Here is a 26,461-nt window from a genome sequence, read left to right on the forward strand (position 1 = left end):
AAATTGTATTAATTACAGCTCTATTTTATTTCGCTTATTACTTGTTTTGCTCTTGCTGGCTGCATAGAAACAAAATAGTTAAATGCTTGGTCGAGTTTTTTCTGAGCTTCTGCATTTCCTTTTTTCTGCACGCGCAAATCGTATAATTTGCTGATTTCTGCAAAAACGCTTTCTGTACTTTTTACCCCAGCAAAAGTTTTGATTTTTTCGATAAAAGAATATCCAAATTCAACAGTTGGTTCAATCATGGTTCCTTCTCCGAAATCATTCCACGTAATCAGCTGCAGGTAATTTACATTGGCATTTTTTGCTAAAGCTAAAGTTTCGTCCAATGTTGCTCCGTTATTATGTTCAATTGTCCATCCAATGGCTGCACCACCTCCGCCTTGAGCGTAAAAATCTTTAAAACCAGGATAAGCACTTCCCATTGCAACTCCCAATTTTGGTTTGGTATTGGTGTAAAAATTAGTTAGGTAACTGTTGTCTTTGTACACCCAAGCATATTCGCCAGAAGCATTATCTCCTGCTTTTACAGAATGATCCCAAAGTGTCAGAAAAGTCGGTTTTACCGTCAGCGTATTAAAAACATTGGTCCATTCTGCGGGAGTCTGCAAAACGATTGGCCCAAAATTCATTAAAAGCGGTTTGCCATTAATTTTAATATAATTAGCATCAGAAAAATAATTATTTTGTACATAAGCTAAATCTGTTTTGGCGGCGCCGGTTACCGAAATTGCTTTTCCAGCATTTACAACATTGGTCAAAAATCGGTCTTCATATACAATCGCATATTCTAAACCTACTTTATCCAACATTTCAATAAGCTGATCTGTATTTTCTTTGATCATTCCGTAATCGTTGACATCGTAAGTGCCGTACCAATCGATCAGAATTCCATCAATTCCTGAATATTTCATCAACAGTAAATGATTTTCGATCACATCTTTATCGCCTGAGTGATAAGGCCCAATCAGCGGATAATAGTGCGATGCAATTTCTCTTCGGCCGTTTGCTCCTACGTTATTCGGATTTTTGTTTGCCATTGTCCAGTGATATCCCCATTCTTTATCTGCACTGCTTTCGTTGGTTTCAAACCAAGGCATGTAATGCATATAAATTTTGGTGCTGTTGGTTTTCTCAATCGCAACTGGCGCTGTAACTTCTGGTTCTATAGGTGGATCTGAGCCTTTGTCATCGCTGCTGCATCCAGCAACCATCACAATGCTCATCAAACCAAAAACCAATGATGTGATATATCTTTTCATATTGATTTAATATTTAAAGGATTTAAAAGATTTGTTTCACGCAGATTTAAAAAAGATTTTAGCAGATCTATCAAGATTAAATATTATTTGATCTAAAAAATCTGTTTCAATCTGCAATAATCTGCTAAATCTGCGTGAAACAAAATCACTTTAATGTTTAAGCTAAAAACTGTAAATCTTTAAAAACATGTCAGCCTTCCACGACTAACCAACATGGAAGACTGACATTTAAGAATCTAGCTTTGAGGGTATCCAGGATTCTGTTTTAAGTTTTTGTTTGTGGTTAAAACAGTACTCGGAATTGGGAAAATCGCTCTGTATTTTTCTGTTGTACCTTTTGACCACCATGGCTCGAAGAATGTACCGAAACGGATGTTGTCTGTTCTTCTTCTTCCTTCGAATGTAAATTCTTTCAGCAATTCTTGATTTATAAATGCCAAATCAATTGTTGCTGGCAATTCTTCTCCAGCACGAGCCGCTACTTGCTGTACAAATGGTCGAGCCAAATCTGGTGAACCTAAACGAACGTAACATTCTGCCTGCATCATCAAGATTTCTGAATAACGGATTAAAACAAAATCGTGATCACGTTCCCATTGCTCTCCTGCTTTCATTTCATATTTAGCCAAACGAACTCCTTCGTTCTCTTTTGCATCTTCTAAACTTGTTAGGTTTTCTGTGTAAGTCAAAGGTTCTCCGTTGTCCATCATAATCACCGTTCCTGTTGCCAGATTGATCTGATCGCCTTGAAGCATGCATTTTTTTCTTTTGTCTGTATCTGCAAAAGCTGAATATACTCCAGGTTGTGCGCACATTCCGTTTGCGCTCCAAGGATAATTGTTTGGAATTGCAGAAATCGCTAATTTTTGGTTGTAATGAGCAGACATGGAGTTCATGTAATTTCCAACTGTTCCCGCTTTTGAATCGTAAGGAATAGCAAAAATAATTTCTGGTGAAGTCTGATTCTCCGTCACAAAATTGGCAAAGAAATCTGGTGTTAAACTGTATCCTGTAACCTTCTGGCACATATCGATACAATCTTGCCAGCGCTGCTGACCTACAAATGCTTCTGAATTAAGATATAATCTAGCTAAAATAGAGTACGCTACATTTTTAGTTAATTTAGAATACACCGGACTTGGATTTAAAAATGGAATCGCATCTGTCAATTCTTTTTCAACAAAATCATAAACTTGTTTTCTTGTAGAATTGGCAGGAAGATCTGTGTCTTCAAAATTGGTTACAATTGGCACATTCCCGAATAAATCTAGAAGATTGTAGTAGTAATAAGCTCTAATCGCTTTTAATTCTGCAAAAATCGGCTCTTTGGCTTTATCGCTCAAAGATGATTTATTGATCTGATAAATGATCGCATTGATCTTAGCAATTCCAGTATAATTGTAGCGCCAAGCCGAAAGAATCATTCTATTATCTGCTTTCCAAGTATGTTTTTGCGCATCTTGATATTGCCCGCCATCGTACCAGTTTGTGCCTCTTGTCGGAATTGTAGCTTCATCTGAAACTACTTCATTCAAAAAGAAAACATATTCGCAAGTTGGAAAATTATTTGAGATTGCATCGGAGAATCCTCTTAAAGAAGAATAAGCTCCACCTACCAGCGCATCGATTTCTTTGGATGTATTTCCAAAATTTCCGTCTTCTACCTGATCATACAACTGTTCGTCCAAATCAGTACATGATACCGTAAAAAGCATGCTTAAAAGTATTGCTGCTGTTATTTTGATTTTCATTGTTAATATTTTATGGTTATCAATTCGCTTAGTTATTCAGCGTAAAATTTAGTCCAACAGAAATTGTAGTTGGTCGAGGATAATTGTTGTATCTGTCAATTCCAGGAGCTGCCAATCCGGTTGTATCCATTCTTCCAGTTTGATTAATTCCGTCCTGAGCATTTAAACCAATCTCTGGATCTACACCTTTGTAACCTGTAATTACAAATAAGTTTTCTCCCATTACATACATTCTCACTTTAGATTTTTTGTATTTCAATGGTAAAGTATAACCAAAAGTCAAGGTCTGAAGTCTAAAGAAAGAAGCATCTTCGATCCAGTAATCAGAATACTTAGGAGCAGACGTAATACCGCTGCTTAAGAATGAATCTGGCACATTGAAAGCTGGTAATCTGTTTGGATCATTCAACATCATGTTTGTAGCATTTAAAGCTTTTTGTCCAAACATTCCGTATCCAGAAACTCCAAGATCAAAATTTCCATAAGTAAAATTCATTCCAATACCTAAAGTCAAATCTGGCTGAATGTTTCCTAAATCTGTTTTGTCTTCATCAACCAATGCACTTTCAGCAACTACTTGTCCTGCTGCATTGTAATATTGAATTTTTCCGTCTGCATCTAAACCAGCATTTTTGAATCCCCAGAAAGTTCCAACAGGATATCCTTCAGCAATAATCTGAGAATATTGTCCAGACATACCCGCCAAACCGTGAAGAGATCCGCTGTAGATAACATCTGTTTTATAAGTTGGATTAGACAGTTTTTCAATTTTTTGAACGTTGTGTCCAAGCGTTAAATTGGCATTCCAATTGAATTTATCTCCTTTAATAATGTCTGCATTCAAGGTTAATTCAACCCCTTTGTTTGACATTTCACCAACGTTTGCCAACATTGTACCCACTAAGTATGGAGGCTGAGGCACTTCGTAAGTGTATAATAAATCTTTTGTTGTTTTAGAATACCATTCAAAAGATCCTGTAATTCTGTTGAAAAGTCCAAAATCAAAACCAACGTTAATTTGTTCTGTAGATTCCCATTTCAAATCAGGATTTGGGTTTTGTTTTGGAGAATAAGCCAAACTCCAAGTTTTTGTAACTGGATCGTAGTAACTGTCACTTCCAACTCCTAAAATAGAAAGCGATTTATACTCCCCAATTCCATCTTGATTTCCTGTAACTCCATAACCCACTCTTAGTTTTAAATTGTCTAACCAGCCTTTTGAAGATTCCATAAATTCTTCGTTAGAAATTCTCCACGCTGCAGAAGCAGATGGGAAAGTTCCCCATTTATTGTTTTCCCCAAAACGGCTTGATCCGTCACGTCTTACCGTTGCAGTCAATAAATATTTACCGTCGTAACCGTAGTTAGCACGAGCATAAAAAGAAACTAAATTTGATTTTCCTTTGTATGAATACACATCGTTTAAACGGTAGTTGTAACCAGCTCCTAAATTATTGTAGCTAAAAGCATCTGTAACAAAACCGCCTCTTTGCGCTCCAAAACCTTCATAGATATTTTCAAGGTAAGAATACCCAGCCAAAGCGCTAATGTTATGCTTGTCGATAATTTTGCTGTAGTTTACATACAGTTCTCCTTGCGCATTAGTATATTCTGCATACGTTCTTTGTGCAAAACCGCCTTCAGTCTGCCCTTCCATAACAGCATAAGATGGTTTGTAAGTCCCTCCTTTTACAGCATTATGTTCTAACGAAATATTTGCTGTCGCTGTAAAGTCATTTAAGAATTTTACATCGGTTTTAAAATACCCTAATAGTCTGTGTCTTTCGTTATCAAAAGTTCTGTTAGTTAAAATCTCAACTGGATTCTGATAGATATTTCCCGTTACTTCACTGAATTTTCCATCTGAAGTGTAAACCGGAATCGTCGGGTTTAAGTTATATGCTCTTTCAAAAATTCTGTAATCAATTGGGTGCCATTTGTCAATATTGGCAAATAATCCCATATCAAATTTTACTTCTTTATTATCTCCAAGAAACTGATAAGCATTTACATTACCGCTTAATCTTTCTAAACCAGAATTTTTAATAACTCCTTGATTGTCTAAGTAAGAAAGAGAAGTTCTAAAACCGCTGTCTGCTTTACCCGAATTGATGCTTAAAGTGTGTGATTGCGAAACAGAGGTCTGCTCGATGGCTTTCTGCCAGTTGGTATTGGCGCCATAATCTACCGCATCTGCAATTTGATTTTGGCGAACATATCCTCTCCATTGGTTTGCCGAAAGAAGATCCAAGTTATCATTCACATAACCGATACCCGTTTGCCCATTGTACACAACAGAAACTCCTTTTGTTCCCGATTTTGTTGTAATCATAATTACCCCATTTGCTCCACGAGAACCGTAAATTGCCGTTGCCGAAGCATCTTTAAGGACGTCAACCGATTTAATATCTGAAGGTTGAACCACGTTTATGTCAACTCCTGCAATACCATCTACCACAATCAACGGACTGTTGCTTGCTGTTAAAGAAGTTCCTCCACGAAGACGAATTGTAGCTCCCGCAGCTGGATCTCCAGAAGGACGAATGATATTCAATCCCGCTACTTTTCCTTGCAAAACCTGCTCTGTAGAAGAAATTGTTCCTTTAACTAAATCATCTGCTCCAACTGTAGAAATGGCTCCAGTCAAATCTGATTTTTTTACTTTCCCGTAACCTACAGAAACTACCTGTACTTCAGCCAATGTATAACCATCATTTTGCAAGCGAACCTCAACATTAGAAGTGCTTCCGGTAACTTGAATTTTTTGTGTCGTAGATCCGATAAACGAAACTTCGATTGCACCTCCTACGGCTACCTGAAGACTGAATTTACCATCAAAATCTGTTGTAGTTCCGTTTTTTGTTCCTACTTCAATGATAGAAGCTCCTGGCAATACCGTTCCCGTATTGTCATAAACGGTTCCTGAGATTTGTTTTTTCGTCTGCGCGAAAGAACTGGCAGAAAGAAAAAGCATAAAAATCATCAATACCGCTCCTTTAGCAGTCCACATTTGATGCAGGACGCTTTTTGTATTTTTACTATTCATTAGAATTGGTGTTTTAATTTAATAGTGATTATTTATCTAAAGTTTTAAGCGGAATCGTCGTATCCGAAATCGTTTTGTCTTTATTGTCTTTTACCAAAACATGGATTTCACTTAAATTTGGAACTCCGTTTAGTTCTGAAACCAAATTGACAAAACCTTTAATTTCTGCAGTTCCTCCAGTAAACTCACCAGAAATTGTTTTTGCTCCAGCTGTAATCGTGTAAATCAATTTATTTACACCTACCTCGTTATTTTTTCTTGACATTCCAAGAAAATCTTTCTGACTGATTTGTGATGGAAAGAAAGCAAAACTTGGCGGCGGCGGTGGAATAAATTCTCCTGCATAAATAACCTGATCGCCAGAATTAGCTGTCCAATTTTCTGCTACCATCAGGAAATTTATTTTTTCCATAACGAAACCATCCGGAGCATTGAAGTAATGCTTAGGAATAAAATCCATTTTATAAAAACCATTGCCCAAGTCCTTTAATTTTGTTTTTTCAGCAACGTCTGGTTTTGCTGCTTCATACATTTGCTGAATAGCCCAATCATTTAAACCACCGTGCATGTGTACACTTGGAGTACCAGCAAATGCAGGATTAAGATTGGCATTAAACAAAATACTTACCGGTTTGTCAATTAATGGTTTTGACGGATAAGCTCTAAATAATTCATCTGAAGTGTAAAAAGAGGAGAAATCAGTATAAGCCATGTTTCCAACATCACTTTGTTTAGATCCGTTTTTGTTTTTTAAACGAAACCAAAATCCTGCACTCGCAGCAATTTCTTCTGGAGTTTTAGAAAAATAAGCTGTTGGAGTCAGAGTAAAACTCCAGATTTTATTTCCTTCATATTTCAGTTTGGCAAAGTCCGAAGAGTTTTCCCAGTTTCCTGCGTCTGGTTCAGATGGAGACCAGATCCAGATGTATAAATCTTCTGTTTCAGCAAACGTAGATGCCGACATATCAAAATACCATGTAACTTTTTCATCGTATTTGTAAACCACCGGAAAAGACGACATTGGCCCAACAGCTCCAGCATTTTCCTGTGCTGTAATAAAATTAGGCGCCATCAATAAGGCAAGTAAAACTGTATATATAAACTTTTTCATATTACTTTTTAATTAATAGCATTTAATTTAAACACATAAGACAAGAAATCTACACCGCCAGAAGAACGCGCCAGTTGAAGCTGCATTTCTTTAGTTTTACCAGGAACTGCAATCAATCTCAGTTCATCTGTTTTTTGCGTTTTTTGCGCATCACTGTACAAATAGATTTTTGTTCCAACGCCATTGGTCTGCTGAAAATCGGAGCTAAGTGCCCAATACCCTTTTGGCGCAAATAACGGAGGCACGTCTCCCGTTACTTCATAACTTGTTGGATTGTTCTTTTCATCTACGTTAAATTTGATTTTAAAATCTTCGCAGTTAAAATAAGTACTCAAGTTTTCTTCGTTTGGTTCGATCTGATTTGCTTTCGCAACTTCATCAACCATTTTCAGATTTGTTAATCCCCAATTTCCATTTACTTTTTCATAAAGGGTAATCGGATCTACGTAGCTTCCGTCATCTGTGTTGTCGCATCCAATTGCAAAAAAACACATCATAAAAGCTAGCCAATAAAGACTTTTACATTTCATAAATTTTTGGTTTTCGTTAGTTTGTTATTCCCTTCAAAAGGATACAGCGAAACTAGACGTTAAATAAATCCTAAAAAAAAAATCTGATAAAAATCAAGATGAAATTCAAAGATTAAAAAACATAAGTAATTAATTATCAATTGTTTACATTTCCACTTATAATCGAAAAATCAAGATGATGTTTAGATGAAAATAGACAGTTTTTATATGGTAAAAATGACAATATGTAAAATATTCGGTATATTTTTTTCACTATGCATATATATAACTACTTTTTATTGTATAATTGCAAATAAATTATCTGTTTTTAACATTTACAGCTTACTTTCATCCTGAAAATCACCTTTTAAAGCGATGTTATTGAACATTTTATAAAATTCCAGAAAAACAGACTTAGCGTAATCTCAAACTTATTCTTAATTTTAAAACGAATTAACTAACTATATCTATCAACCAACCTTTTCCCTAAACCAAAACAAAATCATGCAAAGAATATTGATGCTGCTTTTCTTCTTAGGAGGTTTTTCTCTTACTGCGAAAGAGACAAATCCTTATTTAGAAGAATTAGATCAGGTTCTCTTGAAAAAAGACATTTACCTGAAACAGAAATATCGAAAAATTGAAACTTTAAAGAAAAACGTATCTAAGTTTACACTCAACCAAAACAATGAAGAACTATACAATTGTTATATGGCATTGTTTGACGAATACAAATCTTTTAAATACGACTCGGCTTACTACTATTTAGAGCAATCTAAAATCAAGGCTAAAATTCTAAAAGATCCCAAATTTTTATCCAAAAGCCGAATCAAAGAAGGTTTTGTGCTTTTGTCTTCGGGTCTTTTTAAAGAAGCAATCGATACGCTAAATGTTATCGATGACACCAAACTGGATCTCAAAAATAAGTTTGAATATTACAATATAAAAGCCCGTGCATACTACGATTTGGCCGACTACAACCGTGATCAGCGTTTTAATATTCATTATGTACAGCAGGGAAATCATTTCTTAAAAAAAGCTCTAGAATTAATTGGAACCAATACGAATGAATATTGGGCTGCAGAAAGTTTAAAACGCCTCAAACAGCAAGATTGGCGCGGTGCCGAATTTGCCTTCAGTTATTGGATTAACAATTATAATCTTCCGCCAGATTATTACGGAATCGCAACTTCGAGTCTCGGTTACATTTATTCGGAACGAGGTTACACCAAAAAAGCGATTCAATATTTGGCTTTAGCCGCAATTGCGGATGTAAAAAATGCGACAAAAGAAACAGTTGCACTTCGAAATTTAGCCAATGAACTCTTTAAAATGGGCTATTTGGATAAAGCCAACGAATACATCAATATCGCCATGGATGATGCTACTTTCTACAATGCAAGACATCGCAAAATTGAAATTTCGTCTATTCTGCCCATTATAGAAAAAGCACAGCTGAATAATGTAAAAGATAAGAATGATAAGCTGGAAAAAATCATCATTCTCTTAACGATTCTTACGGTTATCATTTTTGTTTTTCTCGGAATCATTTTCAAACAATTGAAAGAAAAAAATAAAGCAAGAAAAATCATGGCCGATTCGTACTTGCAACTACAGGAAATGAATGTGAGTTTGAGCGAAGCGAATGCGATTAAAGAAGAATACATCACGTATTTTATTAAAGCAACTTCAGCTTTCATTAATAAAATAGATCATATTCAGAAGAGTACGCTGCATAAAATCATCACCAAAAAAACCGATGAAGTTATTGCGAGTTTAAAACGCTATAATGTAAAAGAAGAACGCGAAAATCTTTTCCATCAGTTTGATGAAATCTTCCTGAAATTGTTCCCAACATTCGTAACCGATTTCAATAAATTGTTCCCGAATGACCATAAATGCATCGTTAAAAAAGGCGAACTCCTGAATACGGAATTGCGAATATTTGCGCTTTACAGATTAGGAATTCAGGACAGTAGTCAAATGGCAGAATTCCTAGAACTTTCTGTAGCTACCATTTACACCTACAAAACCAGAATTAAAAGCAAATCTGATTTTAAAGATACTTTTGAACAGAAAATTATGGAGATTAAGACGATTTAAAAAAGGTTCTAAGGTGCTGAGATGCTAAGGTTCTAAGTTTTTTTTAGCCACGACCCGAGCGATAGCGAATAGGCGAAGCAATTCACGAATTTTTTATTTAATATCTATCCGCATAGATTTTAAAATAATTCGTGAATTCGTGGCTGATAACTACACGAATTGATTGGAAAAAAGAAAATTCGTGAATTCGTGGCTATTTCTCATTCCGAAGCTTCCAACTGCAGAACAACGTTTTGATAACGTTTACTCAACGAAAACAATTGCTCTGCAAAAATCATAACCGCAATAGGCACAAAGAAAAACGCCAATAAATCTTCTTCGTATAAGAAATAAGTCGAAATCAAAGCCAAACGAGCATATTCCAAATAATAAATCCATTTGCGCTGTTCTAATAAAGCACCACAATTGATTAGGGTGAGAATTACCAAAGAAAGCACAAATAGCTTATCATAACTTTCCAAATAATCAAAATAATAAGTGAAAACAGTCAAAATTAACGTGCAGAATCCTAATTGAATGTAAAGGTAATTTTTAAAGCGAAGCCTTTGATTTGGAGCAGCTTTATCTTGAAGAAAACGCTTTTCTAGAATCGGGCGAATATCTTGATCCATATCGGCAGGGCTTCCAAAAACGGCTTTCCATTTGGCTTTGAATCCGTTGGAGCGTTTCATCAATTCGTAGATTTCAAAATAATAATGAAAATGTTGCCACAAGAAACTATAGCTTTTTAGCGGATGCGTTAATCCATATTTTGGCTTTTCTTCTTCAGTCTGGAAAGTTCCAAAAAGACGATCCCAAAAGGTAAACATGTCTCCATAATTTTTATCGAGATATTTTTCATCAGAAGCATGATGAACGCCGTGAACTGAAGGCGTAACAAATACATATTCTAGCCATTTTATTTTACCGATAAGCTGCGTATGCGTAAAGAACGAATAAGCACCGTGCACAATCAGCATCGTAATCACCATTGTTGGATGAAAACCTATAAATGGCAATACGCACCAAAATCCCGTTCTGATAATGGCTTGAAACGTCGTAATTCTAGCGGCGGCCGTAAAATTAAACTCTTCGCTATGATGATGCACAATATGCGCTGCCCAGAAAAAATTGACTTCGTGCCCTAATCGATGGTACCAATACCAGACAAAATCTGTCGCTAGAATAAGCGCAAACCAAACTAAAGCATTACTTGGAATCTCAAATATTCTATAATCGTCATAAATCAAATAATATAGCTGATAAAAACTGGCTGCGATAAATAAGTTAATCAAACGCTCTGCAATTCCAATTGAAATATTCGAAACAGAGCTTTCATAATTAAAAATTTCTGGTCTTTTTCGGCGCTGGGCAAGCTTATATTCTAAAAACAAAAAAAGAAAAAAGGCGGGCATGGCAAATGCCAGGAAATTAATGTTTTTCATTTGTATGATACTTTTTATTCTAAAAATATATGTTGGGTGAAATTTAAATTTTAACACATAGATTGCTTTTGCTTTGTCATCCTGAGGAACGAAGGATCACACTCGGGAATCGACAAAGGTTGGTAGCATTTCTTTGCGGAGTTTCTTGTGCGATCCTTCGTTCCTCAGGATGACAAACTTTTGTCTTAAAAAACTTCGCGACTTCGTGGCTTTGTGGCAAAAAAACTCAGCATCTTTGTCGAGTTACTTGCGGAGATCTTTGTTCAGGATGACAAACCTTTTCAAACTGCTATGTGCATTTCAACAAGTAAAACGCCTTTTCTACGTTTTCAAACTATGTTTCTATGTGTTAAATAATTCCACCTAACGGATTAAAAATTATATTTTAAAGTTCAAACGAAAAAGACATTTCCATCAATTACGTTCTTTTAGAGAGTTAAAGAAAAACGTAACCAACGAAAATGATCTTTTGCAAAATAAACCTGATTTTTAATTCTGCTTAAATTGAGGAGCTTCTAGCGCAATCTCTTTTACCGACTGCGTTTCGGCTACTTTTTTCAAAGCGATAATATAAGCCGCAATACGAGGCGTTACATCGTGTTTTACTGCAACTCTAAAAACAGTATCAAAACCTTTCTCTAGAATATCCTCCAGACGTTTGTTGATCTGGTGAATTCTCCAAGACTCCAAAAGCGAATTCTGAAGCCATTCGAAATAAGAAACGGTAACACCGCCAGCATTAGCCAAAATATCAGGAACAACTAATATATTTTTTTCATGTAAAATCTGATCTGCGTCTGAAGAAACTGGGCCATTCGCCGCTTCTATTATTATTCTTGCCTGAATATCTCCTGCATTTTTCTGCGTAATTACATCTTCTTTTGCAGCAGGAATCAATACATCAACATCTAAAAGCAATAAATCTTCATGTTTTATGGCAACTGAATTTGGATAGCCTTTTATCGTTTTGTTATTTAGATTGTAATACAAAATCAGTTCCGGTATATTAATTCCGTTCGGATTATAAAATGCTTCTGAAACATCGCTTACAGCTACAATTTTAACTCCTTTTTCGTGCAGAAACAAAGCGGAATGTAATCCAACATTTCCAAATCCTTGAATGGCTGCCGTAGCTCTCGCAGGTCTGATTTTTAATTTCTGAAGTGCCAAAAGCGTGATAATACTTACTCCTCTTCCCGTTGCTTCTACTCTACCCAAAGATCCTCCAGAATGAAGGTGTTTTCCAGTTACGACAGCATGAATTGGTCTTCCGTGCAAAATAGAAAACTCATCCATTAGCCAGCCCATTTCGTCTGGTCCTGTTCCCATGTCTGGCGCAGGAACATCTTTTTCTGGTCCGAAAATATCAGATAGCGTTTTGGTGTAGGCTCTTGTGATTTTTTCTAATTCTGTTTTAGAATGGTTTCTCGGATCGCAAATAATGCCGCCTTTTGCTCCACCAAATGGAATTCCAGTTACAGCAGATTTCCAGGTCATCCAGGCGGCAAGTGCTTTTACTTCGTCAATATTTACAGCAGTATCGTAACGAATTCCGCCTTTTGATGGCCCTAAAGCCGTATTGTGAATTACACGGTATCCTTCAAAATTCTGAACGTTTCCGTTATCTAAAGTAATAGAAAAGTTTACCGTGATCTGTTTTTCAGGACGCTGCAGTTTTTGACGGATAGAATCATCAAGATTTAAAATGTCTGCAGCAATATTAAAGCGATCAATCATTGATTGAAACGGATTGTGTTTTATAATTTCTGAACTCATACTATATAGTTTTTAGGTTTGGGTTATCTTTTTAGTTTATTAATTCACCGAGTGAAATTAATTTCAACACATAGAAACATAGCTTTTGTAAACTTAAAAAAAGGCGTTTCACTAATTTCAAAACACATAGCTATGTGTTAAAGCTTGCTTTTTCTTTACTCTTAAACGAAACAATAAAAATCTATGTTTCTATGTGTTTAAAATTTTATTCATTCTATTTTCTGGAACTTCAAATTAGATGCAACACGGAATCTTTATCAGACCGTTGCGCATCAAAATTTTCATATTTCTGTTGGTTCTCATATCTTGATTTTTTAATGATTCAAAAAAAAGCCTTTCATGGTGCAATGAAAGGCTAAAAAAAAAATAACTAACAAGTACTTTCTCTATTAACGCCATTTCAAAACGTGATTCATCATACAGCACATCGCAAAGCTGCAGGTGAAAGACGTCTTTATATTTTGGCTATAGTTTTTCATTGTTGAAGCAAATCTACAAAAATATATTTATAAATTCTATAGAATTAGTCGAGTTTATTTTAAACAAAAGTACAATAGCTTATTAAAACAACTGTAAACTAAAGGATTACGTACTAAAAAAAATTACTGTAATTGCGAAAAAAATATAAAAACAACAGCAATTAGTGCTAAAAACAATCCCAAAACATTGATTTTAGATAGTTTTTCTTTGAAGAAAAAAGCTCCAATAAGAGTTCCTAGAAAAATTACCCCCATATTCATTCCCGCAAAAACAGTTGATGGATTTTCTGCAAATGCTTTATGTGCTTTTAAATAAAAAAGAATATTACTAAAATTGAAAATTCCAACTAAAGCTCCGAAAAGTAAATTCTTCGCAGCCAGTCTCTCTTTTTCAGCAATAATTTTATAAACCACAATTAATACCGAAACGGCAAAGGAAATTATAAAAACAAAAAACAATGAAGTCGTGTAAGGAACAACCGTGTACAACGCAATCTTCTTGAAAAGAATATCAATTATTCCGAAACCAAACAAAACCGCTGCAGGATAAATCCATTTGTTTTCTTGGTTTTCTGAAGGTTTTTTCAAAATAAATAAAAGGGCTGTAAATCCAATTACCACTCCTATTGTTTTATAGGTATTAAAAGCTTCATTAAACAACAGCCAAGCAGCTAAAATCGGAATAAAAAGAGATAATCGCTGTGCCGCATCGGTTTTCGCGATTCCCATATATTTTATTGAAAAAGCCAAAAACAAGAAAACAATCGGCAATAAAATTCCGACTGCAGTATAAATATTCCAAGGCGCTTTATCGTCAAACTCCTGAAGATTTGGACTGAATGTAAAATAGCAAAGTGCAATAGCTATGATATAATTGAACGAAATAATCTGTGATGGATTTGCATTGTATTTTCTGGAAATCTTGAAAATCACACCAACAATAACACTGCAAAGAATGCTTAATATAAGGAATAACATAAATTGAATTTTGGATTGTAAAAGTACAGTATTAGTAGAGAAAATAATTCAACCGGTTTTGAAAAACAAACTAGTCCAGGTTATTTTTTATTTAAACACATAGAAACATAGTTTTTCTTTGCGAGTAAAGGCGTTTCACTTGTTTAAAATTCACATAGCTGTTTGCAAATTTTTTTTGTCATCCTGAGCGGAGTCGAAGGACACGCAAGTAGCTCTGCAAAGTTTTTTACGCATTTATCTTTGTCAAAGTTTAAAACTTTGACAAAGATTTTGATTTAGATTGTCGAGTTTCATGCGTGTCCTTCGACTCCGCTCAGGATGACAAACAGCAGTCAAGCTATGTGTTAGAAACTAGTTTCTTTCAATTACCTTTCTACAAATCTAAAAAATCTATGTTTCTATGTGTTTAAAAAAAATAAACCCAACAGACTATACTATCCATCGGGTTTAATACAATTTTTAAATCGTAAAAAGTTTAAAACTTACTAATATAACTTCCGTAAATATCTCTAAACTGATTTCCTTTTGCAAAACGGTCTTTGCTCAATTTTTTATATTCGACCAATCCCCAAAGAATGAATTCTTTCATGAAATACGCATCTTCATTTGCCAATTGAGGCTGGTATTTTTTCAATAAATCATCTAACGGACTTACTTCATCTAAAATACTTTTATATTCTTTATCAGAAGCGTCGTCTAATAATTCGAAACCGCTTTCCGCGAAAAACCATTCTACAACATCAGAATAAGGTGTTTTCTCATCTGGCTTTTCTAATTTTTCTATTTTCGGGAAATATTCTGGGAATAAAGTTCGAATGGCAGAACCAATCAGACTTTCAGCCACGACATCGGCTCCCTCCTGCTCTCCTTCATAAACCAATTCTACTTTTCCTGTAATCGCTGGAATGATTCCGACAAAATCAGACAAACGTAAAGTCGTTTTATCAGCACCCGAAATCAAAGCGCGACGCTCTGCTGTACTAATTAAGTTTTCGAATGCTGTAATACTCATTCTCGCACTTACACCACTTTTGTTGTCGATATATTCGCTTTCACGGGCTTCAAAACTTATCTGTTCTAAAATATCTCTAGCCAAACTCGGCACATAAACAATATCAGTTTGGTTTTGATCTAGTTTCGATTCTTGTTCTGTAATCGTTCTTGCAATCTCAATACTTTCAGGATAATGCGTCAGAATCTGCGAACCAATTCTGTCTTTTAAAGGCGTTACAATACTTCCTCTATTGGTATAATCTTCTGGATTTGCGGTGAAAACAAATTGCATATCCAAAGGCATTCTCAATTTGAATCCGCGAATTTGAATGTCTCCTTCTTGTAAAATATTGAATAATGCTACTTGAATTCTAGCTTGCAAATCAGGTAATTCGTTAATAACAAAAATACAGCGATTGGCTCTCGGGATCATTCCGAAGTGAATTACTCTGTCATCTGCATAAGACAGCTTTAAATTAGCTGCTTTTATCGGGTCAACATCTCCAATTAAATCGGCAACCGTAACGTCTGGAGTTGCTAATTTTTCGAAGAAACGATCGTTTCTGTGCAGCCATGAAATCGGAGTTTCATCGCCTTTCTCTACAATTAAATCTCTTGCAAATCGCGAAATCGGATTTAACGGATCGTCATTAATTTCTGAGCCTTCCACAAACGGAATATATTCATCTAATAATTCGACCATTTTACGCGCCAAACGTGTTTTCGCTTGACCACGAAGTCCTAATAAATTGATATTGTGACGAGAAAGAATCGCGCGTTCCAATTCCGGAATTACCGTATTTTCAAATCCGTGAACGCCTTCAAAAACCGGCTTTCCAGATTTGATTTTTTCACGGAGATTATTACGCAATTCATCTTTTATTGATTTGGTTTTATATCCTGAGGCTTTTAATTGGCCTAATGTTTTTACGTCTAGTATATTCATCGTATATTCAGATATCGGTTTGTATTTTTTTGAAATATTTAATTTTTCTCCCGCAGATTTAGGAGATTTTGCTGATTTATTTTGCATATGTTAGACGCACTGCAGTGCGTCTCTACGATTAAGCATGCGGAAAAACCTTTGCCTCTCTGTCACTTTGTTACTCTGTCACTCTCCTTAGAAGCTTACTTCACCCTCTTCTTGCGATTTGCTTCATAATCCTCAAAAATCATTTCACCAAGACCTTTTAATCCTGTGTAAAATGCTTTTCCTTGATTGGCTTCTGTAAACTGATTCACAAAGCGCTGTAAATAAGGATCTCTGGCAATCATGAACGTGGTAATTGGGATATGAAGTTTTCTTGCCTGCTGTGCTTGTGTGTAACATTTATCGACAATATATTCGTCAAGTCCGTTACTGTTCATATAGTATGAACCGTCACGCTCGCGAACGCAACTCGGTTTTCCGTCGGTAATCATGAAAATCTGTTTGTTGGTATTTCGCTTTCTGCGAAGAATATCCATCGCCAATTGCAAACCTGCAACCGTATTGGTATGATATGGGCCAACTTGCAAATAAGGCAAATCTTTGATCGGAATCGTCCAGGCATCATTTCCGAAAACCAAAATATCCAATGTATCTTTAGGATATCTTGTTGTGATTAATTCTGCCAAAGCCATTGCCACTTTTTTAGCGGGCGTGATTCGGTCTTCTCCGTATAAAATCATACTGTGGCTTATGTCGATCATCAAAACCGTACTCATTTGTGCTTTGTATTGCGCCTCTTCGACAACCAGATCGTTTTCTGTCAATTTGAAAGCATCAACGCCATTGTTGATTTGCGCGTTTCGAAGGCTTTCTGTTAGAGAAATTCTTTCTAAGCTATCACCAAAATTAAATTCTCGGAATTCTCCCGTATGTTCGTCACCGCTTCCAGCATATTTTGTTTTATGATTTCCGCTTCCAGAACGTTTTAAATTTCCGAAAATCTGGTCTAAGGCTTGTTGCCTGATCGCTCGTTCTGTTTTTGCAGTGATGCCGAAACCAGAACTTCCATCGCCTTTCACTTCATCTCTGATGTATCCTTTTTTCTTCAGGTCTTCAATAAAATCGTCGATTGTATAATTTTCGTCGGTAAGTTTATATTCGTTGTCCAGCTCCCGAAGCCAGTTGATTGCTTCATCAAAATCGCCCGAAGTATGGGTGATCAACTCTTTAAAAATCGTAAAAAGTTTGTCAAACGGAGACTGAAAAGGAGCTTCGTAAGTCTTAAAATAAAAGCCTTTTTTAAATTCGTTTTTCATAAATCTAAAATTACATCTTTTTGGAATTATGAAAAACGAATCGTTTATTAATTTTTAGTTAAAATATTTAACCAAAATCTTGAGCTAACAGTGTTAGATATAATAATTATTCAAACTTTCCGTCAACATAATACCAAGCTCCATTTTCAAACTTAAAAGTAGAAAATTCGTAGTGAACTTGCGGCTTATTAGCTGAATCTAAAAAGTAAGCTTTGAATTCGACTGTGTTTTCAGTGAAACTCAAAATTTCTAATTGCTGCCATTTATTCGAAACTGCCCATTTTAAAATTTCAGGTTTCGAATAATATTTTCTTTCTGATATATAAGTTGTTTCCATTAGATAATCCGCATTATGAGTTGCATACGCAGAATATCTGGATCGCATTAAAGCTAAAGCTGATGACGCTTTTTGTTTTCCGCCTAAATATAATTTACAGCATTCATCAAAAGGAAAGCCTGTATCACAGAAGCATTTTTTATTCTCCATCAACTGGTTCTTCTCCGTTAATTTTTACGTGAAGCTGATTCAGCAAAACCTGATAACGTGTAATTTCTCTCACTTCTTCGTCTTCTTCAGCAAAGTCGATCATTTCGTCCAGTTTTTCGCTTACTTCCAATAATTTATTGTTGGCTTCTCTATCGTTTTTCGCAGCAATTAAATCAATGATTTCCTGTACGTCTGCTTTTAATGTTTCAAATTTCGCGTTCATTGTGTTTTATTTTTTTGTTTGCCACGAATTGCACTAATTTTCACTAATTTTTAATTTATATTTCTCAAAAATTAATTCGTGCTAATTTGTGGAATTTGTGGCAACTTAAATTATTCTTTACTTTCGTTGTATTTCTTTAAAATTTCTTTGAGTTTTTCCTTGCGTTCAATTTCCGCTTGTTTCGCTTTTGCTTGAGCTTTATGCAGTTTATCGTTGTGCTTTTTGATATTTTTTTCGTTATTTCTTCCCATTACACCTCTCTTTTAATTTGTTCTAACGTTTTTTCTGTAAAAATCAATTCGTTGATTATTTCTTTTCGAAGCTCATAAATATCATCATAATCAAAATGTTTTGCCCAATTGGTCAGTTGCTGCAGATTTCGAATTTGTTTTAATCTTTTAGCAGTTTCAAAACTTGTCCTTAAAATTGCTTTTCCGTCATATTCTGGATTATTCTTGTGCTCGTAATTGGCAAGATTATTTTCGAAATCGGCTTTAATATAATACAGTTTTTCTTCAGCATTATCAGGATGAAACTCTTCCCACTTTGCAAAACCTATTTTGGTTTTCGATTCTGTCTCGGGGTTACGGGCAATCAGACGCCATTTGCTATTGGCCAATCTTCCCCAATGGTTTGAAACGCGATACATTCCTTCTTCAGTATAATAATAAGTGCTTCCTGCTTTGCTTTCGAATTGTTTTTTCAATCCTTGAATTGAATTTGGAAGCACTTCATTAAAAGCGCAAAATGTATTTTTAAAAGAATTAGGATGTGGTTTAAAATTTTTCTGCATGTGCAAATATACTCAGATTACAGTGAACTCCCTAAAACAAACATTAAATGCTTACCTTTGCCTTTTAATTTTAAAACAAAAAATCATGTCTAAAGATACAGAACAAAAAATGCCACAAAAAGGAGTTTTTACAGGCATTATAGAAAAAGATGAAAACAATAATTATTTCTGTGGAGAATATCTTTTAGACTATAAAATGGTTCAGGCTAAATTTAAAGAAGGTGACTGGATTACGATTAAATCGATAATCGAAAACCCTAGCGATATGAGCTACAAGAAATATCCAAAGAAATCTAGAAACTTTGATAAAGCGAATCATAAACCAGAATAAAGTTTTGTTTCAGATTTCAGATTTCAGGTTTCAAGTTGCTTGTTGGGGTGTTTTTTACCGCAAAGGTCGCTAAGATATTTTATTAAGAACCTAAGCAAAATCTAAAATATTAAGTTCGCAAAGCTTTGTGTTGACATAGCTTTGCGAACTTTTCATTTTAATGATTCTCAAATAAAAACTTTGCGCACTCTGCGTAATTCTTTGCGGTCTCAGCGCTAAAACAAATCTTGGCGTGCTTTGCGTAAACCTTTGCGCCTTTGAGGTTAAAAAAACAAGTTAACGTTTTAATAAACCAACTTTCCTGAATATTTTTTCCATCAAAACTAAAAAGTTAAAAAAAAGTGTACCTTTGCAAAAAATTTGTCGATTTGAACTAAAACAAAACGATTTCAAACTAATAGACAAGTAGTTACCTTTTATTTATGAAAAAAATAGTTGAATACCGCAAGTTACTAAACGTAGAAAAGACTGCAGAGTTAAAAGATTTAAAGACAATTTATCGTAATGCGATGAAAGAATCTCATCCTGATAAATTTGTGGGAAATGAAGCTGGTTTAAAAGAAGCAGAAGAAAAAAGTAAAACGATTATCGAAGCTTACCACTTTTTAGTAAGTATTCACCCTGATACTATCAAACTTAATTTACCTGAGTATACAGAAACAATTTCAACTTGTTCTATCACAGATTACAAATTTGTTGAAGGTCGTTTAATTATTGATTTTTCTAACGGAAGTGTTTACGAATACATCAGTGTTCCTAAAGCAACTTACGTGAAAATGGTAAATGCAGATTCTCCAGCTAGATTCGCAAAAAGACATATCTTAAACTCTTTTACTTGGAGAAAGAAAACAAACCAAGAATAGTTTTAGACTACTATAATTTACAAAAAAGCACTCCGTTAAACGAGTGCTTTTTTTATGCTTAAAATTCAAATATTTGAACACAGATCCCTCAAATAAGTTTCTTATTAAGAGTTTTTGATCAAATCAAGTCAACAAACACGCTGATTTTAGGCGTTTTAAAGCAAAAAAAACTATAACAAAATTTTAGGTAGCAAAATTCTGTATGTTTTATATTTTTAGATACTTTTGTTGCACAAATCAATTAACTAATTAATTTTTTATAATGAAAAAAATACTTTTTGTACTTACAGCTTCTGCAGCTATCATTTCTTGCAGTAAAGTTAAAGATGGAGAATACCTTATTACTGGTACTGCTACAGGAATTGAAAATGGAAAAACTATTATCTTACAAGGTCAAGATCCTGCTACAAGAATGCCAGTTTCTCTTGATACAGTAAAAGTTGAAAACGGAAAATTTGAAATAAAAGGAAAAGTTACTGAACCAGCTTTCCATACATTAATATTACAAGGTGCAAACGGTCCTATCCCGTTCATTTTAGAAACTGGAGAAATTAAAGTTGCTATTGATAAAGATAGTATCCACAAATCTAAAATCTCTGGAACTTACAACAATGATGAGTACGTAACTTTCATGGAAGATATGAATAAAACTCAAAAAAGTTTAATTGATTTCCAGAAAAAGAACAACGATAAAATGAAACAAGCTCAACAAGCACAAGATACAGCAACTATCAATGGCTTGATGAAACAATACATGGAAATTCAGAAAGAAGTACAGGAAGGAAGCAAAAAGAAATATTTAGCTTACGCTGAAAACCATCCAAAATCTTTCATTACTGCTTTAATTATTCAAAGTTTATTGAATGATCCAACTGCTGACATGAAAAAATTGGAAAGCCTTTACAACACTTTGGATGAGTCTTTAAAAAATACTGCTCCAGGAAAAGAAATCAAAACTAGATTTGGTCAAGCAAAAATGCCATCAGTTGGTGCTACAGCTCCAGCGGTAGGCAGCGCTAAATGAAGAGCAGATTTTTCGGCTCCAAATCCAGAAGGAAAAGTAGTTTCGCTTAAAGAAAGTTTAGGAAAAGTAACTATTGTAGATTTTTGGGCTTCATGGTGTGGACCATGCAGACAGGAAAATCCGCATGTTGTGGCTTTATACAAAGAGTTTCATTCTAAAGGATTAAATATTGTTGGAGTATCTTTAGATAAAGATGCAACAAAATGGAAAGAAGCCATCGCAAAAGACGGTTTAACTTGGACTCAGGTTTCGAATCTGAAATTTTGGGAAGAGCCCATTGCAAAACAATATAATGTTGAATCTATTCCAGCTACTTTTATTCTTGATGCATCAGGAAAAGTGGTAGCACAGGATTTAAGAGGCGACGAATTGAAAGCAAAAATCAAAGAATTGCTAGCAAAATAATCCGCTTTAAAACAATCAAAAAATCTCCCTTGTGGAGATTTTTTTTGTTTTTATACCTTACTAAACTTAAAAATCAAATTTCACTAAAATTACAAGAAGGTTCGAATGATTATTATAAAGATAGCTTAAACTTGTTGCTGCTAAAAAATGGAAAAACATAATTCTTGAAAAAAGTAAATAGATTTTTTTCATCGTTATTTATTTAAATTCGTCAATAAATGCAACACTTGACAACTTTTTTAGCGCTAAGCTTAAAACAAAATTGGCAAAATCACCATAAACATATTCTTACTTTTTATGGTAAATTAAAAAAAACTTCAATTTAGCAGATTTTTATTTTATTCAATTCCAGCAGATTAAAAAATAACTTTAAAATAACTTAAAATTAAGTCATTTTTTTGTTTGGAAATGTAGAAAGAGTTCCTATCTTTGCCACCGCTAAGAACAACTAAGCACAACGCTAGAGATTCGGGGAGATACTCAAGCGGCCAACGAGGGCAGACTGTAAATCTGCTGTGAAAACTTCGCAGGTTCGAATCCTGCTCTCCCCACCAAAAGGGTAAAAGAAGCGAAAACGAAAGTTTTTCAATCTTTTCAAAAGCCCGAAAAAAACGTGGTAAGACCTGCAAATCCAATGGATTCGCAGGTTTTTTGCTTTTAAGGCATTTTTCAAATTTTTTAAAAGCGCCCAAAACTTCTGTGGCAAAATCGTGGCACATTCAGGTGTCGGGCAAATGTGCCACAGAATTTGGGTTAATCCCTTGTAAACACAGGGGTTAAAGAGGTTAACGACTTGTATTTTACACGCCATAATTCTACATTTATTAACCTAAAACATTGAATTATGTTAGAAAGCAGCTTTGGGTTGGTTTTCTTTTTGAAAATCCCCCGCAATGACAGTAAGATTAGAACCGTCTACTTCAGAATTACCGTGGACGGCATTCCAAAGGAAGCATCAACCAAAAGAAAATGGGACATTACCCGATGGGATCAAAAAATGGAAAGGGCAGTCGGCAGCAAGGAAGATGCAAAATCGCTGAACTTCTTTTTAGACTCATTGACCTTAAAGATTAATGAGATCAAAACGGAAATGATGTACAGCGGCAAATCTATCACAGCTGAAAAAGTAATGGATCAGGTTCTGGGAAGAACTGCGCCAAAGGTGAAAGTCCTTGAAGAATTTCAAAAGCACAACGATGAGATGGAAGCGCTGCTTGGAAAAGGATATGCAAAAGGCACCCTTGAGCGCTTTACAATCACTAAAAACCATCTCACGTCATTTATCAAACTTAAATTCAAAAAGGATGATCATGAATTTGAAGATTTAAATCTGGAGTTTGTTAAGGATTTTGAATTTTACCTTAGAACAGTTCGCGAATGCAGCAATAATACAACACTGAAATACATTGCCAACTTCAAGAAAATTGTTATCCGAGCCATTGACAATGAAATTATCAGTAAAGACCCGTTTAAAAACTTTAAGGGACGAAAAACCAAATTGGTGAAAAAACCTATTACCACGCAGGAATTATATGAACTGGAGAAACATTATTTTACGACAGACAGACTTGATGTAGTAAGAGATGTTTTTGTATTCCAATGCTACACAGGACTGGCTTATATTGATGCATTTCAATTAAAGAAAACCGATATTAAGAAAGGAATTGATGGCAATCTATGGATAATGTCTCAAAGGCAGAAAACCAATTCATCATTTAACGTGCCTCTTCTTCCCCAGGCACTAAAAATAATTGAAAAGTACAAAGACCATCCCCTCTGTCTTCAGCGCGGCACGGTACTGCCTGTTTCTTCCAATCAGAAAATGAACGAGTATTTGAAAGAAGTTGCAAACTTATGCGGTTTTGCTTTTACGCTCAACACACATATGGCCCGCCGAACTTTCGGAAGTACGGTAACCCTCAATAACAATGTCCCAATTAATGTAGTAAAGGAACTTCTCGGACATTCATCGGTAAAACAGACAGAAGCATACGCCATCACAGAACAGGCAACTATCGGGCGGGAAATGTCTATTTTGAATAAAAAACTGAACAAGACCAAGTCCAAAATATCTAAGCCAGACCTGGAGATTCTTACAAGACTGGAAAAAGAGATACAGGCTATCAAAAAGAAATATAACATTTCTTCTTGATCAATAATTTCAAGATATAATTTAATTAAAAAAGGGATTATCTCAAATATTTTGAGATAATCCCTTTCTGCATAGTCTTACTTCGCTTTTATAGCCTGGATGATAAGACGGTTTGTATTTTATGTATCCTAAATCCTGAAGCTGTTTGAAATATTTGTGATAAGTTGGTAATGTGTTCACATGCGACAGCTCCATAATCTTGCTGCGGCTGACTTTTATCCTCTTTCTCTCCCCCTGCCTATATCCTAATCCTAATATGGCTGTTAAAATTGACAGATGCCAGACATTAAGTTTGGGATCATCAATGTAGATTGACAAATAATCCATAATATGTTTCTCTTTTATTCTATTATTTCTTTTCATCATCAAATAGTTTTAAAAGATCTTCTCTGCTGTAATAATAGGAACCAAGGACTTTTTTAAAACGTACTTTCTGTGATATCCTAAGATTTTGGACTGAACCGGCAGATATATCAAGCAGTTTTCTCACTGACTTGCTTTTAATCCATAAAGATTCGGTAGTATCTTTCACTGGTGGAATTGCTTGTGAAATCAGTGTACGCATGGACTCAGTCAGCATCAGTCCAAATTGTCTTAAATCGTCTTTTGTTAGAAAATCTTCCATACTTCTAAAATTATATTATTCTACATGAAAATAGATACTGCTTCTTTTATTTTTATTTTTTGTAGGAACATAGACTATGTATCCATAAGAATCCAGTTCCTTCATACATTTATGATAAGTCTTTGGAGAAACCACTTTAGCGATATTCTGAATTTCTAGACTGTAAGCCTGTATAGGATTGATAAAGTCTTTAGTGGCACGAAACTGAAGCAGTGCAGCAAATATCGCGATATGGGTCGTTCCGATCCGAAAGTCATTTTCAATAGCTTGAAAAAAAATGGTTGCGATTTTAATACTATCCATAGTATGGCTTTTATTGCTCAAAATTTAGGTGTCAACTTTTTCGGAGCTCGTTCAAATTGCATGTCAGATTTCTTTACCTGCTGGACTTTACAGCCACTTTGTAACTCCCTCAAACTAATCTTCTGCATCCTGTCATTATAAAACGTGAGTGTCTTAAAACGCGGATTTGCTTCTAAAAAAACCTTCATTTCTCTCCCTTCAATAAGCAGTACCGCCTCTTCACGTCTACCTTTTTTTAAAGAATTTGCAAGGGATTCAAATGAGTCGTCGTCATCACCTTTAAGTGGAAGGGTATTTAACACATTGCTGAGATTAAACTTGTAAGCTTCTGGATATTCGTGCAAGCGGTAGTTATCCAGTTTATCTTTGTCATAAAAATTGAATTGTTTCCCCCGGTTCGGTGTCAAACGGAGGAACCTATCAAGCCGCAAATTCCTCAATTAACTGGGAGAATTTGGTTCTAAGCAGCGGCGCCAATTTAAATCTAAGCTTCAGCGCCGTGGTAAATCCTATAGGTAGCTATCTAAATACAGCTCAGATAACGGCAAGCGATCTGCCCGATCCTGACAGTACTCCAAATAACAGTATTCCAACTGAAGACGATCAGGACGATGCCGAAATTACCTTTATCGGACCTTCTGCCGACTTATCTTTAGTAAAAAATGTCGTTGCAGGAAATACGAGTCCTATAGCAGGAAGCCAGGTATCATTTGAGCTTATTATCAAAAATGATGGCCCTGATAATGCTGCAGAAGTCCAAGTAGCCGATTTGCTCCCTTCAGGCTTTCAGTACATAAATTATAGTTCCTCCGCTGGTTTGTATGACAGTGCTTCGGGAATTTGGAGCGTAGGCACAGTTGATGCCGGCGTTTCAGAATCACTTATCTTGGATGTTAAAGTACTGCCAGCTGGGAATTATTTGAATACAGCCCAAGTAACAGCAAGTAATCTTCCTGATCCTGACAGCACACCAAACAATGATGACGGAGATCAGAGCGAAGACGATGAAGATAACGCTGCTGTAGTGCCTGTTCCGCCATCAGCAGATCTATCATTGACTAAAACCGTGAGCAGCACAACTCCTTTAGCGGGCTCAACAGTAACTTTTACTATTATTGCAACAAACAGCGGTCCGCAGGATGCTGCACAGGTTCAGGTGACCGATTTGCTGCCAGCTGGCTACACTTTCAGCAGTTTTAATGCAACAAGCGGAACTTATGACAGCACAACCGGACTTTGGACATTGGATATACTCGAAAGCAGCGAGTCTGAAACCCTACAGATTAACGCAATAGTAAATGCCACCGGAAATTACATAAACACAGCCGAAGTAACCAGCAGTGACACGCCAGACCCAGATTCGACCCCAAACAACGGAGTAACGACAGAAGATGATTATGCTGAGGCCAGCACCACTCCTATTCCGCTTTCATCCGATTTATCATTAACTAAAACAGTCAATAACACAACTCCATTAGTTGGTTCTAGAGTTACTTTTGAAATTGCCGTAACCAACAATGGCCCTCAGAATAATCCTGGAGTTCTGGTAACAGATTTATTGCCTTCAGGATAC

23 protein-coding genes, 1 tRNA gene and 2 pseudogenes are annotated in these 26,461 nt (G+C 35.3%); 8 read left to right on the plus strand and 18 right to left on the minus strand.

Features of this window, described 5'->3' with window-relative positions; genetic code table 11:
- Window positions 1-20: 20 nt before the first annotated feature.
- The 5 genes from ACWA1F_RS17110 to ACWA1F_RS17130 all read right to left on the minus strand — a co-directional run bounded on the left by ACWA1F_RS17110 (window position 21) and on the right by ACWA1F_RS17130 (window position 7,703).
- Window positions 21-1,265 (minus strand): glycoside hydrolase family 71/99-like protein, encoded by a 1,245-nt coding sequence (locus ACWA1F_RS17110; protein WP_456895375.1) that lies wholly within the window; start codon window positions 1,263-1,265, stop codon window positions 21-23.
- Between the two features lie 236 nt (window positions 1,266-1,501).
- A complete protein-coding gene (locus ACWA1F_RS17115; protein WP_456895377.1) occupies window positions 1,502-3,016 on the minus strand; it encodes a RagB/SusD family nutrient uptake outer membrane protein in 1,515 nt (504 codons plus the stop codon).
- Between the two features lie 28 nt (window positions 3,017-3,044).
- Window positions 3,045-6,062: a SusC/RagA family TonB-linked outer membrane protein gene (locus tag ACWA1F_RS17120; protein WP_456895379.1), complete on the minus strand. Its 3,018-nt coding sequence runs from the start codon at window positions 6,060-6,062 to the stop codon at window positions 3,045-3,047.
- 28 nt (window positions 6,063-6,090) lie between these two features.
- Window positions 6,091-7,173, minus strand: a complete 1,083-nt coding sequence (locus ACWA1F_RS17125; RefSeq protein WP_456895381.1) for a hypothetical protein — start codon at window positions 7,171-7,173, stop codon at window positions 6,091-6,093.
- A gap of 8 nt (window positions 7,174-7,181) precedes the next feature.
- Complete coding sequence (locus ACWA1F_RS17130) at window positions 7,182-7,703, minus strand: DUF5004 domain-containing protein (protein WP_456895382.1); 522 nt, start codon at window positions 7,701-7,703, stop codon at window positions 7,182-7,184.
- 483 nt (window positions 7,704-8,186) lie between these two features.
- Between ACWA1F_RS17130 and ACWA1F_RS17135 the strand changes: the two genes are divergently transcribed.
- A complete protein-coding gene (locus ACWA1F_RS17135) occupies window positions 8,187-9,785 on the plus strand; it encodes a DUF6377 domain-containing protein (protein ID WP_456895384.1) in 1,599 nt (532 codons plus the stop codon).
- Window positions 9,786-9,985: 200 nt separating this feature from the next.
- Here ACWA1F_RS17135 and ACWA1F_RS17140 read toward each other — a convergent pair whose 3' ends face one another.
- The 9 genes from ACWA1F_RS17140 to ACWA1F_RS17180 form a co-directional block, all read right to left on the minus strand.
- Window positions 9,986-11,209, minus strand: a complete 1,224-nt coding sequence (locus ACWA1F_RS17140; RefSeq protein ID WP_456895386.1) for a sterol desaturase family protein — start codon at window positions 11,207-11,209, stop codon at window positions 9,986-9,988.
- Between the two features lie 489 nt (window positions 11,210-11,698).
- A complete protein-coding gene (locus ACWA1F_RS17145; RefSeq protein WP_456895388.1) occupies window positions 11,699-12,985 on the minus strand; it encodes a Glu/Leu/Phe/Val family dehydrogenase in 1,287 nt (428 codons plus the stop codon).
- Window positions 12,986-13,587: 602 nt separating this feature from the next.
- Window positions 13,588-14,442, minus strand: coding sequence for an EamA family transporter (locus ACWA1F_RS17150; protein ID WP_456895390.1), 855 nt, complete (start codon window positions 14,440-14,442; stop codon window positions 13,588-13,590).
- Window positions 14,443-14,917: 475 nt separating this feature from the next.
- The gene (locus ACWA1F_RS17155; protein WP_456895412.1) at window positions 14,918-16,381 is read right to left on the minus strand and encodes an AAA family ATPase; all 1,464 of its coding nucleotides are present in this window, start codon (window positions 16,379-16,381) and stop codon (window positions 14,918-14,920) included.
- A 182-nt stretch (window positions 16,382-16,563) separates the two neighbouring features.
- Window positions 16,564-17,682, minus strand: a complete 1,119-nt coding sequence (locus ACWA1F_RS17160; protein ID WP_306157033.1) for a vWA domain-containing protein — start codon at window positions 17,680-17,682, stop codon at window positions 16,564-16,566.
- Between the two features lie 106 nt (window positions 17,683-17,788).
- A complete protein-coding gene (locus tag ACWA1F_RS17165; protein ID WP_456895392.1) occupies window positions 17,789-18,169 on the minus strand; it encodes a YchJ family protein in 381 nt (126 codons plus the stop codon).
- Window positions 18,159-18,392, minus strand: a complete 234-nt coding sequence (locus ACWA1F_RS17170; RefSeq protein ID WP_306157037.1) for a hypothetical protein — start codon at window positions 18,390-18,392, stop codon at window positions 18,159-18,161. The genes ACWA1F_RS17165 and ACWA1F_RS17170 overlap by 11 nt, the downstream gene beginning before the upstream one ends.
- A gap of 110 nt (window positions 18,393-18,502) precedes the next feature.
- Complete coding sequence (locus tag ACWA1F_RS17175) at window positions 18,503-18,643, minus strand: hypothetical protein (RefSeq protein ID WP_456895395.1); 141 nt, start codon at window positions 18,641-18,643, stop codon at window positions 18,503-18,505.
- On the minus strand, window positions 18,643-19,185 hold the full coding sequence (locus tag ACWA1F_RS17180) for a hypothetical protein (protein ID WP_456895397.1): 543 nt from the start codon (window positions 19,183-19,185) through the stop codon (window positions 18,643-18,645). Before ACWA1F_RS17180 ends, ACWA1F_RS17175 begins: the two co-directional genes overlap by 1 nt.
- Window positions 19,186-19,270: 85 nt before the next feature.
- Between ACWA1F_RS17180 and ACWA1F_RS17185 the strand changes: the two genes are divergently transcribed.
- The 6 genes and pseudogenes from ACWA1F_RS17185 to ACWA1F_RS17210 all read left to right on the plus strand — a co-directional run bounded on the left by ACWA1F_RS17185 (window position 19,271) and on the right by ACWA1F_RS17210 (window position 23,960).
- Window positions 19,271-19,516, plus strand: a complete 246-nt coding sequence (locus ACWA1F_RS17185) for a hypothetical protein (RefSeq protein ID WP_456895399.1) — start codon at window positions 19,271-19,273, stop codon at window positions 19,514-19,516.
- Between the two features lie 422 nt (window positions 19,517-19,938).
- On the plus strand, window positions 19,939-20,379 hold the full coding sequence (locus ACWA1F_RS17190; RefSeq protein ID WP_095931645.1) for a KTSC domain-containing protein: 441 nt from the start codon (window positions 19,939-19,941) through the stop codon (window positions 20,377-20,379).
- A gap of 262 nt (window positions 20,380-20,641) precedes the next feature.
- Window positions 20,642-21,403 (plus strand): DUF4369 domain-containing protein, encoded by a 762-nt coding sequence (locus ACWA1F_RS17195; protein WP_306157047.1) that lies wholly within the window; start codon window positions 20,642-20,644, stop codon window positions 21,401-21,403.
- Window positions 21,404-21,421: 18 nt separating this feature from the next.
- A pseudogene (locus ACWA1F_RS17200) lies at window positions 21,422-21,808 on the plus strand (TlpA family protein disulfide reductase); the annotation flags it as partial.
- A gap of 470 nt (window positions 21,809-22,278) precedes the next feature.
- Window positions 22,279-22,362: transfer RNA gene (locus ACWA1F_RS17205), tRNA-Tyr, on the plus strand.
- A 290-nt stretch (window positions 22,363-22,652) separates the two neighbouring features.
- A complete protein-coding gene (locus ACWA1F_RS17210) occupies window positions 22,653-23,960 on the plus strand; it encodes a site-specific integrase (protein WP_306157049.1) in 1,308 nt (435 codons plus the stop codon).
- A 42-nt stretch (window positions 23,961-24,002) separates the two neighbouring features.
- On the opposite strand, the gene ACWA1F_RS17215 is transcribed toward ACWA1F_RS17210, so the two are convergent.
- The 4 genes from ACWA1F_RS17215 to ACWA1F_RS17230 are packed head-to-tail and all read right to left on the minus strand — an operon-like array spanning window position 24,003 to window position 25,295.
- Window positions 24,003-24,326 (minus strand): hypothetical protein, encoded by a 324-nt coding sequence (locus ACWA1F_RS17215; RefSeq protein WP_456895401.1) that lies wholly within the window; start codon window positions 24,324-24,326, stop codon window positions 24,003-24,005.
- On the minus strand, window positions 24,310-24,585 hold the full coding sequence (locus tag ACWA1F_RS17220; RefSeq protein WP_306157051.1) for a DNA-binding protein: 276 nt from the start codon (window positions 24,583-24,585) through the stop codon (window positions 24,310-24,312). Before ACWA1F_RS17220 ends, ACWA1F_RS17215 begins: the two co-directional genes overlap by 17 nt.
- A 15-nt stretch (window positions 24,586-24,600) precedes the next feature.
- Window positions 24,601-24,888 (minus strand): hypothetical protein, encoded by a 288-nt coding sequence (locus ACWA1F_RS17225; RefSeq protein ID WP_125720991.1) that lies wholly within the window; start codon window positions 24,886-24,888, stop codon window positions 24,601-24,603.
- 17 nt (window positions 24,889-24,905) lie between these two features.
- Entirely contained in the window at window positions 24,906-25,295 is a 390-nt protein-coding gene (locus tag ACWA1F_RS17230; RefSeq protein WP_456895404.1) for a hypothetical protein, read from the minus strand.
- A 92-nt stretch (window positions 25,296-25,387) separates the two neighbouring features.
- On the opposite strand from ACWA1F_RS17230, the pseudogene ACWA1F_RS17235 reads away from it, so the two are divergent.
- Window positions 25,388-26,461: pseudogene (locus ACWA1F_RS17235) on the plus strand (hypothetical protein); the annotation flags it as partial.

This window comes from Flavobacterium erigeronis (assembly GCF_054075165.1).

Bases quoted from the DNA above. Each gene is read 5' to 3' on its own strand.
- ACWA1F_RS17160 (WP_306157033.1), bottom strand. From the start codon at position 17,682: ATGAAAAACGAATTTAAAAAAGGCTTTTATTTTAAGACTTACGAAGCT.
- ACWA1F_RS17225 (WP_125720991.1), bottom strand. From the start codon at position 24,888: ATGGATAGTATTAAAATCGCAACCATTTTTTTTCAAGCTATTGAAAAT.
- ACWA1F_RS17190 (WP_095931645.1), top strand. From the start codon at position 19,939: ATGAAAAAAATAGTTGAATACCGCAAGTTACTAAACGTAGAAAAGACT.
- ACWA1F_RS17145 (WP_456895388.1), bottom strand. From the start codon at position 12,985: ATGAGTTCAGAAATTATAAAACACAATCCGTTTCAATCAATGATTGAT.
- ACWA1F_RS17185 (WP_456895399.1), top strand. From the start codon at position 19,271: ATGTCTAAAGATACAGAACAAAAAATGCCACAAAAAGGAGTTTTTACA.
- ACWA1F_RS17175 (WP_456895395.1), bottom strand. From the start codon at position 18,643: ATGGGAAGAAATAACGAAAAAAATATCAAAAAGCACAACGATAAACTG.
- ACWA1F_RS17125 (WP_456895381.1), bottom strand. From the start codon at position 7,173: ATGAAAAAGTTTATATATACAGTTTTACTTGCCTTATTGATGGCGCCT.
- ACWA1F_RS17150 (WP_456895390.1), bottom strand. From the start codon at position 14,442: ATGTTATTCCTTATATTAAGCATTCTTTGCAGTGTTATTGTTGGTGTG.
- ACWA1F_RS17140 (WP_456895386.1), bottom strand. From the start codon at position 11,209: ATGAAAAACATTAATTTCCTGGCATTTGCCATGCCCGCCTTTTTTCTT.
- ACWA1F_RS17155 (WP_456895412.1), bottom strand. From the start codon at position 16,381: ATGAATATACTAGACGTAAAAACATTAGGCCAATTAAAAGCCTCAGGA.
- ACWA1F_RS17110 (WP_456895375.1), bottom strand. From the start codon at position 1,265: ATGAAAAGATATATCACATCATTGGTTTTTGGTTTGATGAGCATTGTG.
- ACWA1F_RS17195 (WP_306157047.1), top strand. From the start codon at position 20,642: ATGAAAAAAATACTTTTTGTACTTACAGCTTCTGCAGCTATCATTTCT.
- ACWA1F_RS17220 (WP_306157051.1), bottom strand. From the start codon at position 24,585: ATGGAAGATTTTCTAACAAAAGACGATTTAAGACAATTTGGACTGATG.
- ACWA1F_RS17165 (WP_456895392.1), bottom strand. From the start codon at position 18,169: ATGGAGAATAAAAAATGCTTCTGTGATACAGGCTTTCCTTTTGATGAA.
- ACWA1F_RS17210 (WP_306157049.1), top strand. From the start codon at position 22,653: ATGTTAGAAAGCAGCTTTGGGTTGGTTTTCTTTTTGAAAATCCCCCGC.
- ACWA1F_RS17170 (WP_306157037.1), bottom strand. From the start codon at position 18,392: ATGAACGCGAAATTTGAAACATTAAAAGCAGACGTACAGGAAATCATT.
- ACWA1F_RS17120 (WP_456895379.1), bottom strand. From the start codon at position 6,062: ATGAATAGTAAAAATACAAAAAGCGTCCTGCATCAAATGTGGACTGCT.
- ACWA1F_RS17135 (WP_456895384.1), top strand. From the start codon at position 8,187: ATGCAAAGAATATTGATGCTGCTTTTCTTCTTAGGAGGTTTTTCTCTT.
- ACWA1F_RS17115 (WP_456895377.1), bottom strand. From the start codon at position 3,016: ATGAAAATCAAAATAACAGCAGCAATACTTTTAAGCATGCTTTTTACG.
- ACWA1F_RS17215 (WP_456895401.1), bottom strand. From the start codon at position 24,326: ATGATGAAAAGAAATAATAGAATAAAAGAGAAACATATTATGGATTAT.
- ACWA1F_RS17180 (WP_456895397.1), bottom strand. From the start codon at position 19,185: ATGCAGAAAAATTTTAAACCACATCCTAATTCTTTTAAAAATACATTT.
- ACWA1F_RS17130 (WP_456895382.1), bottom strand. From the start codon at position 7,703: ATGAAATGTAAAAGTCTTTATTGGCTAGCTTTTATGATGTGTTTTTTT.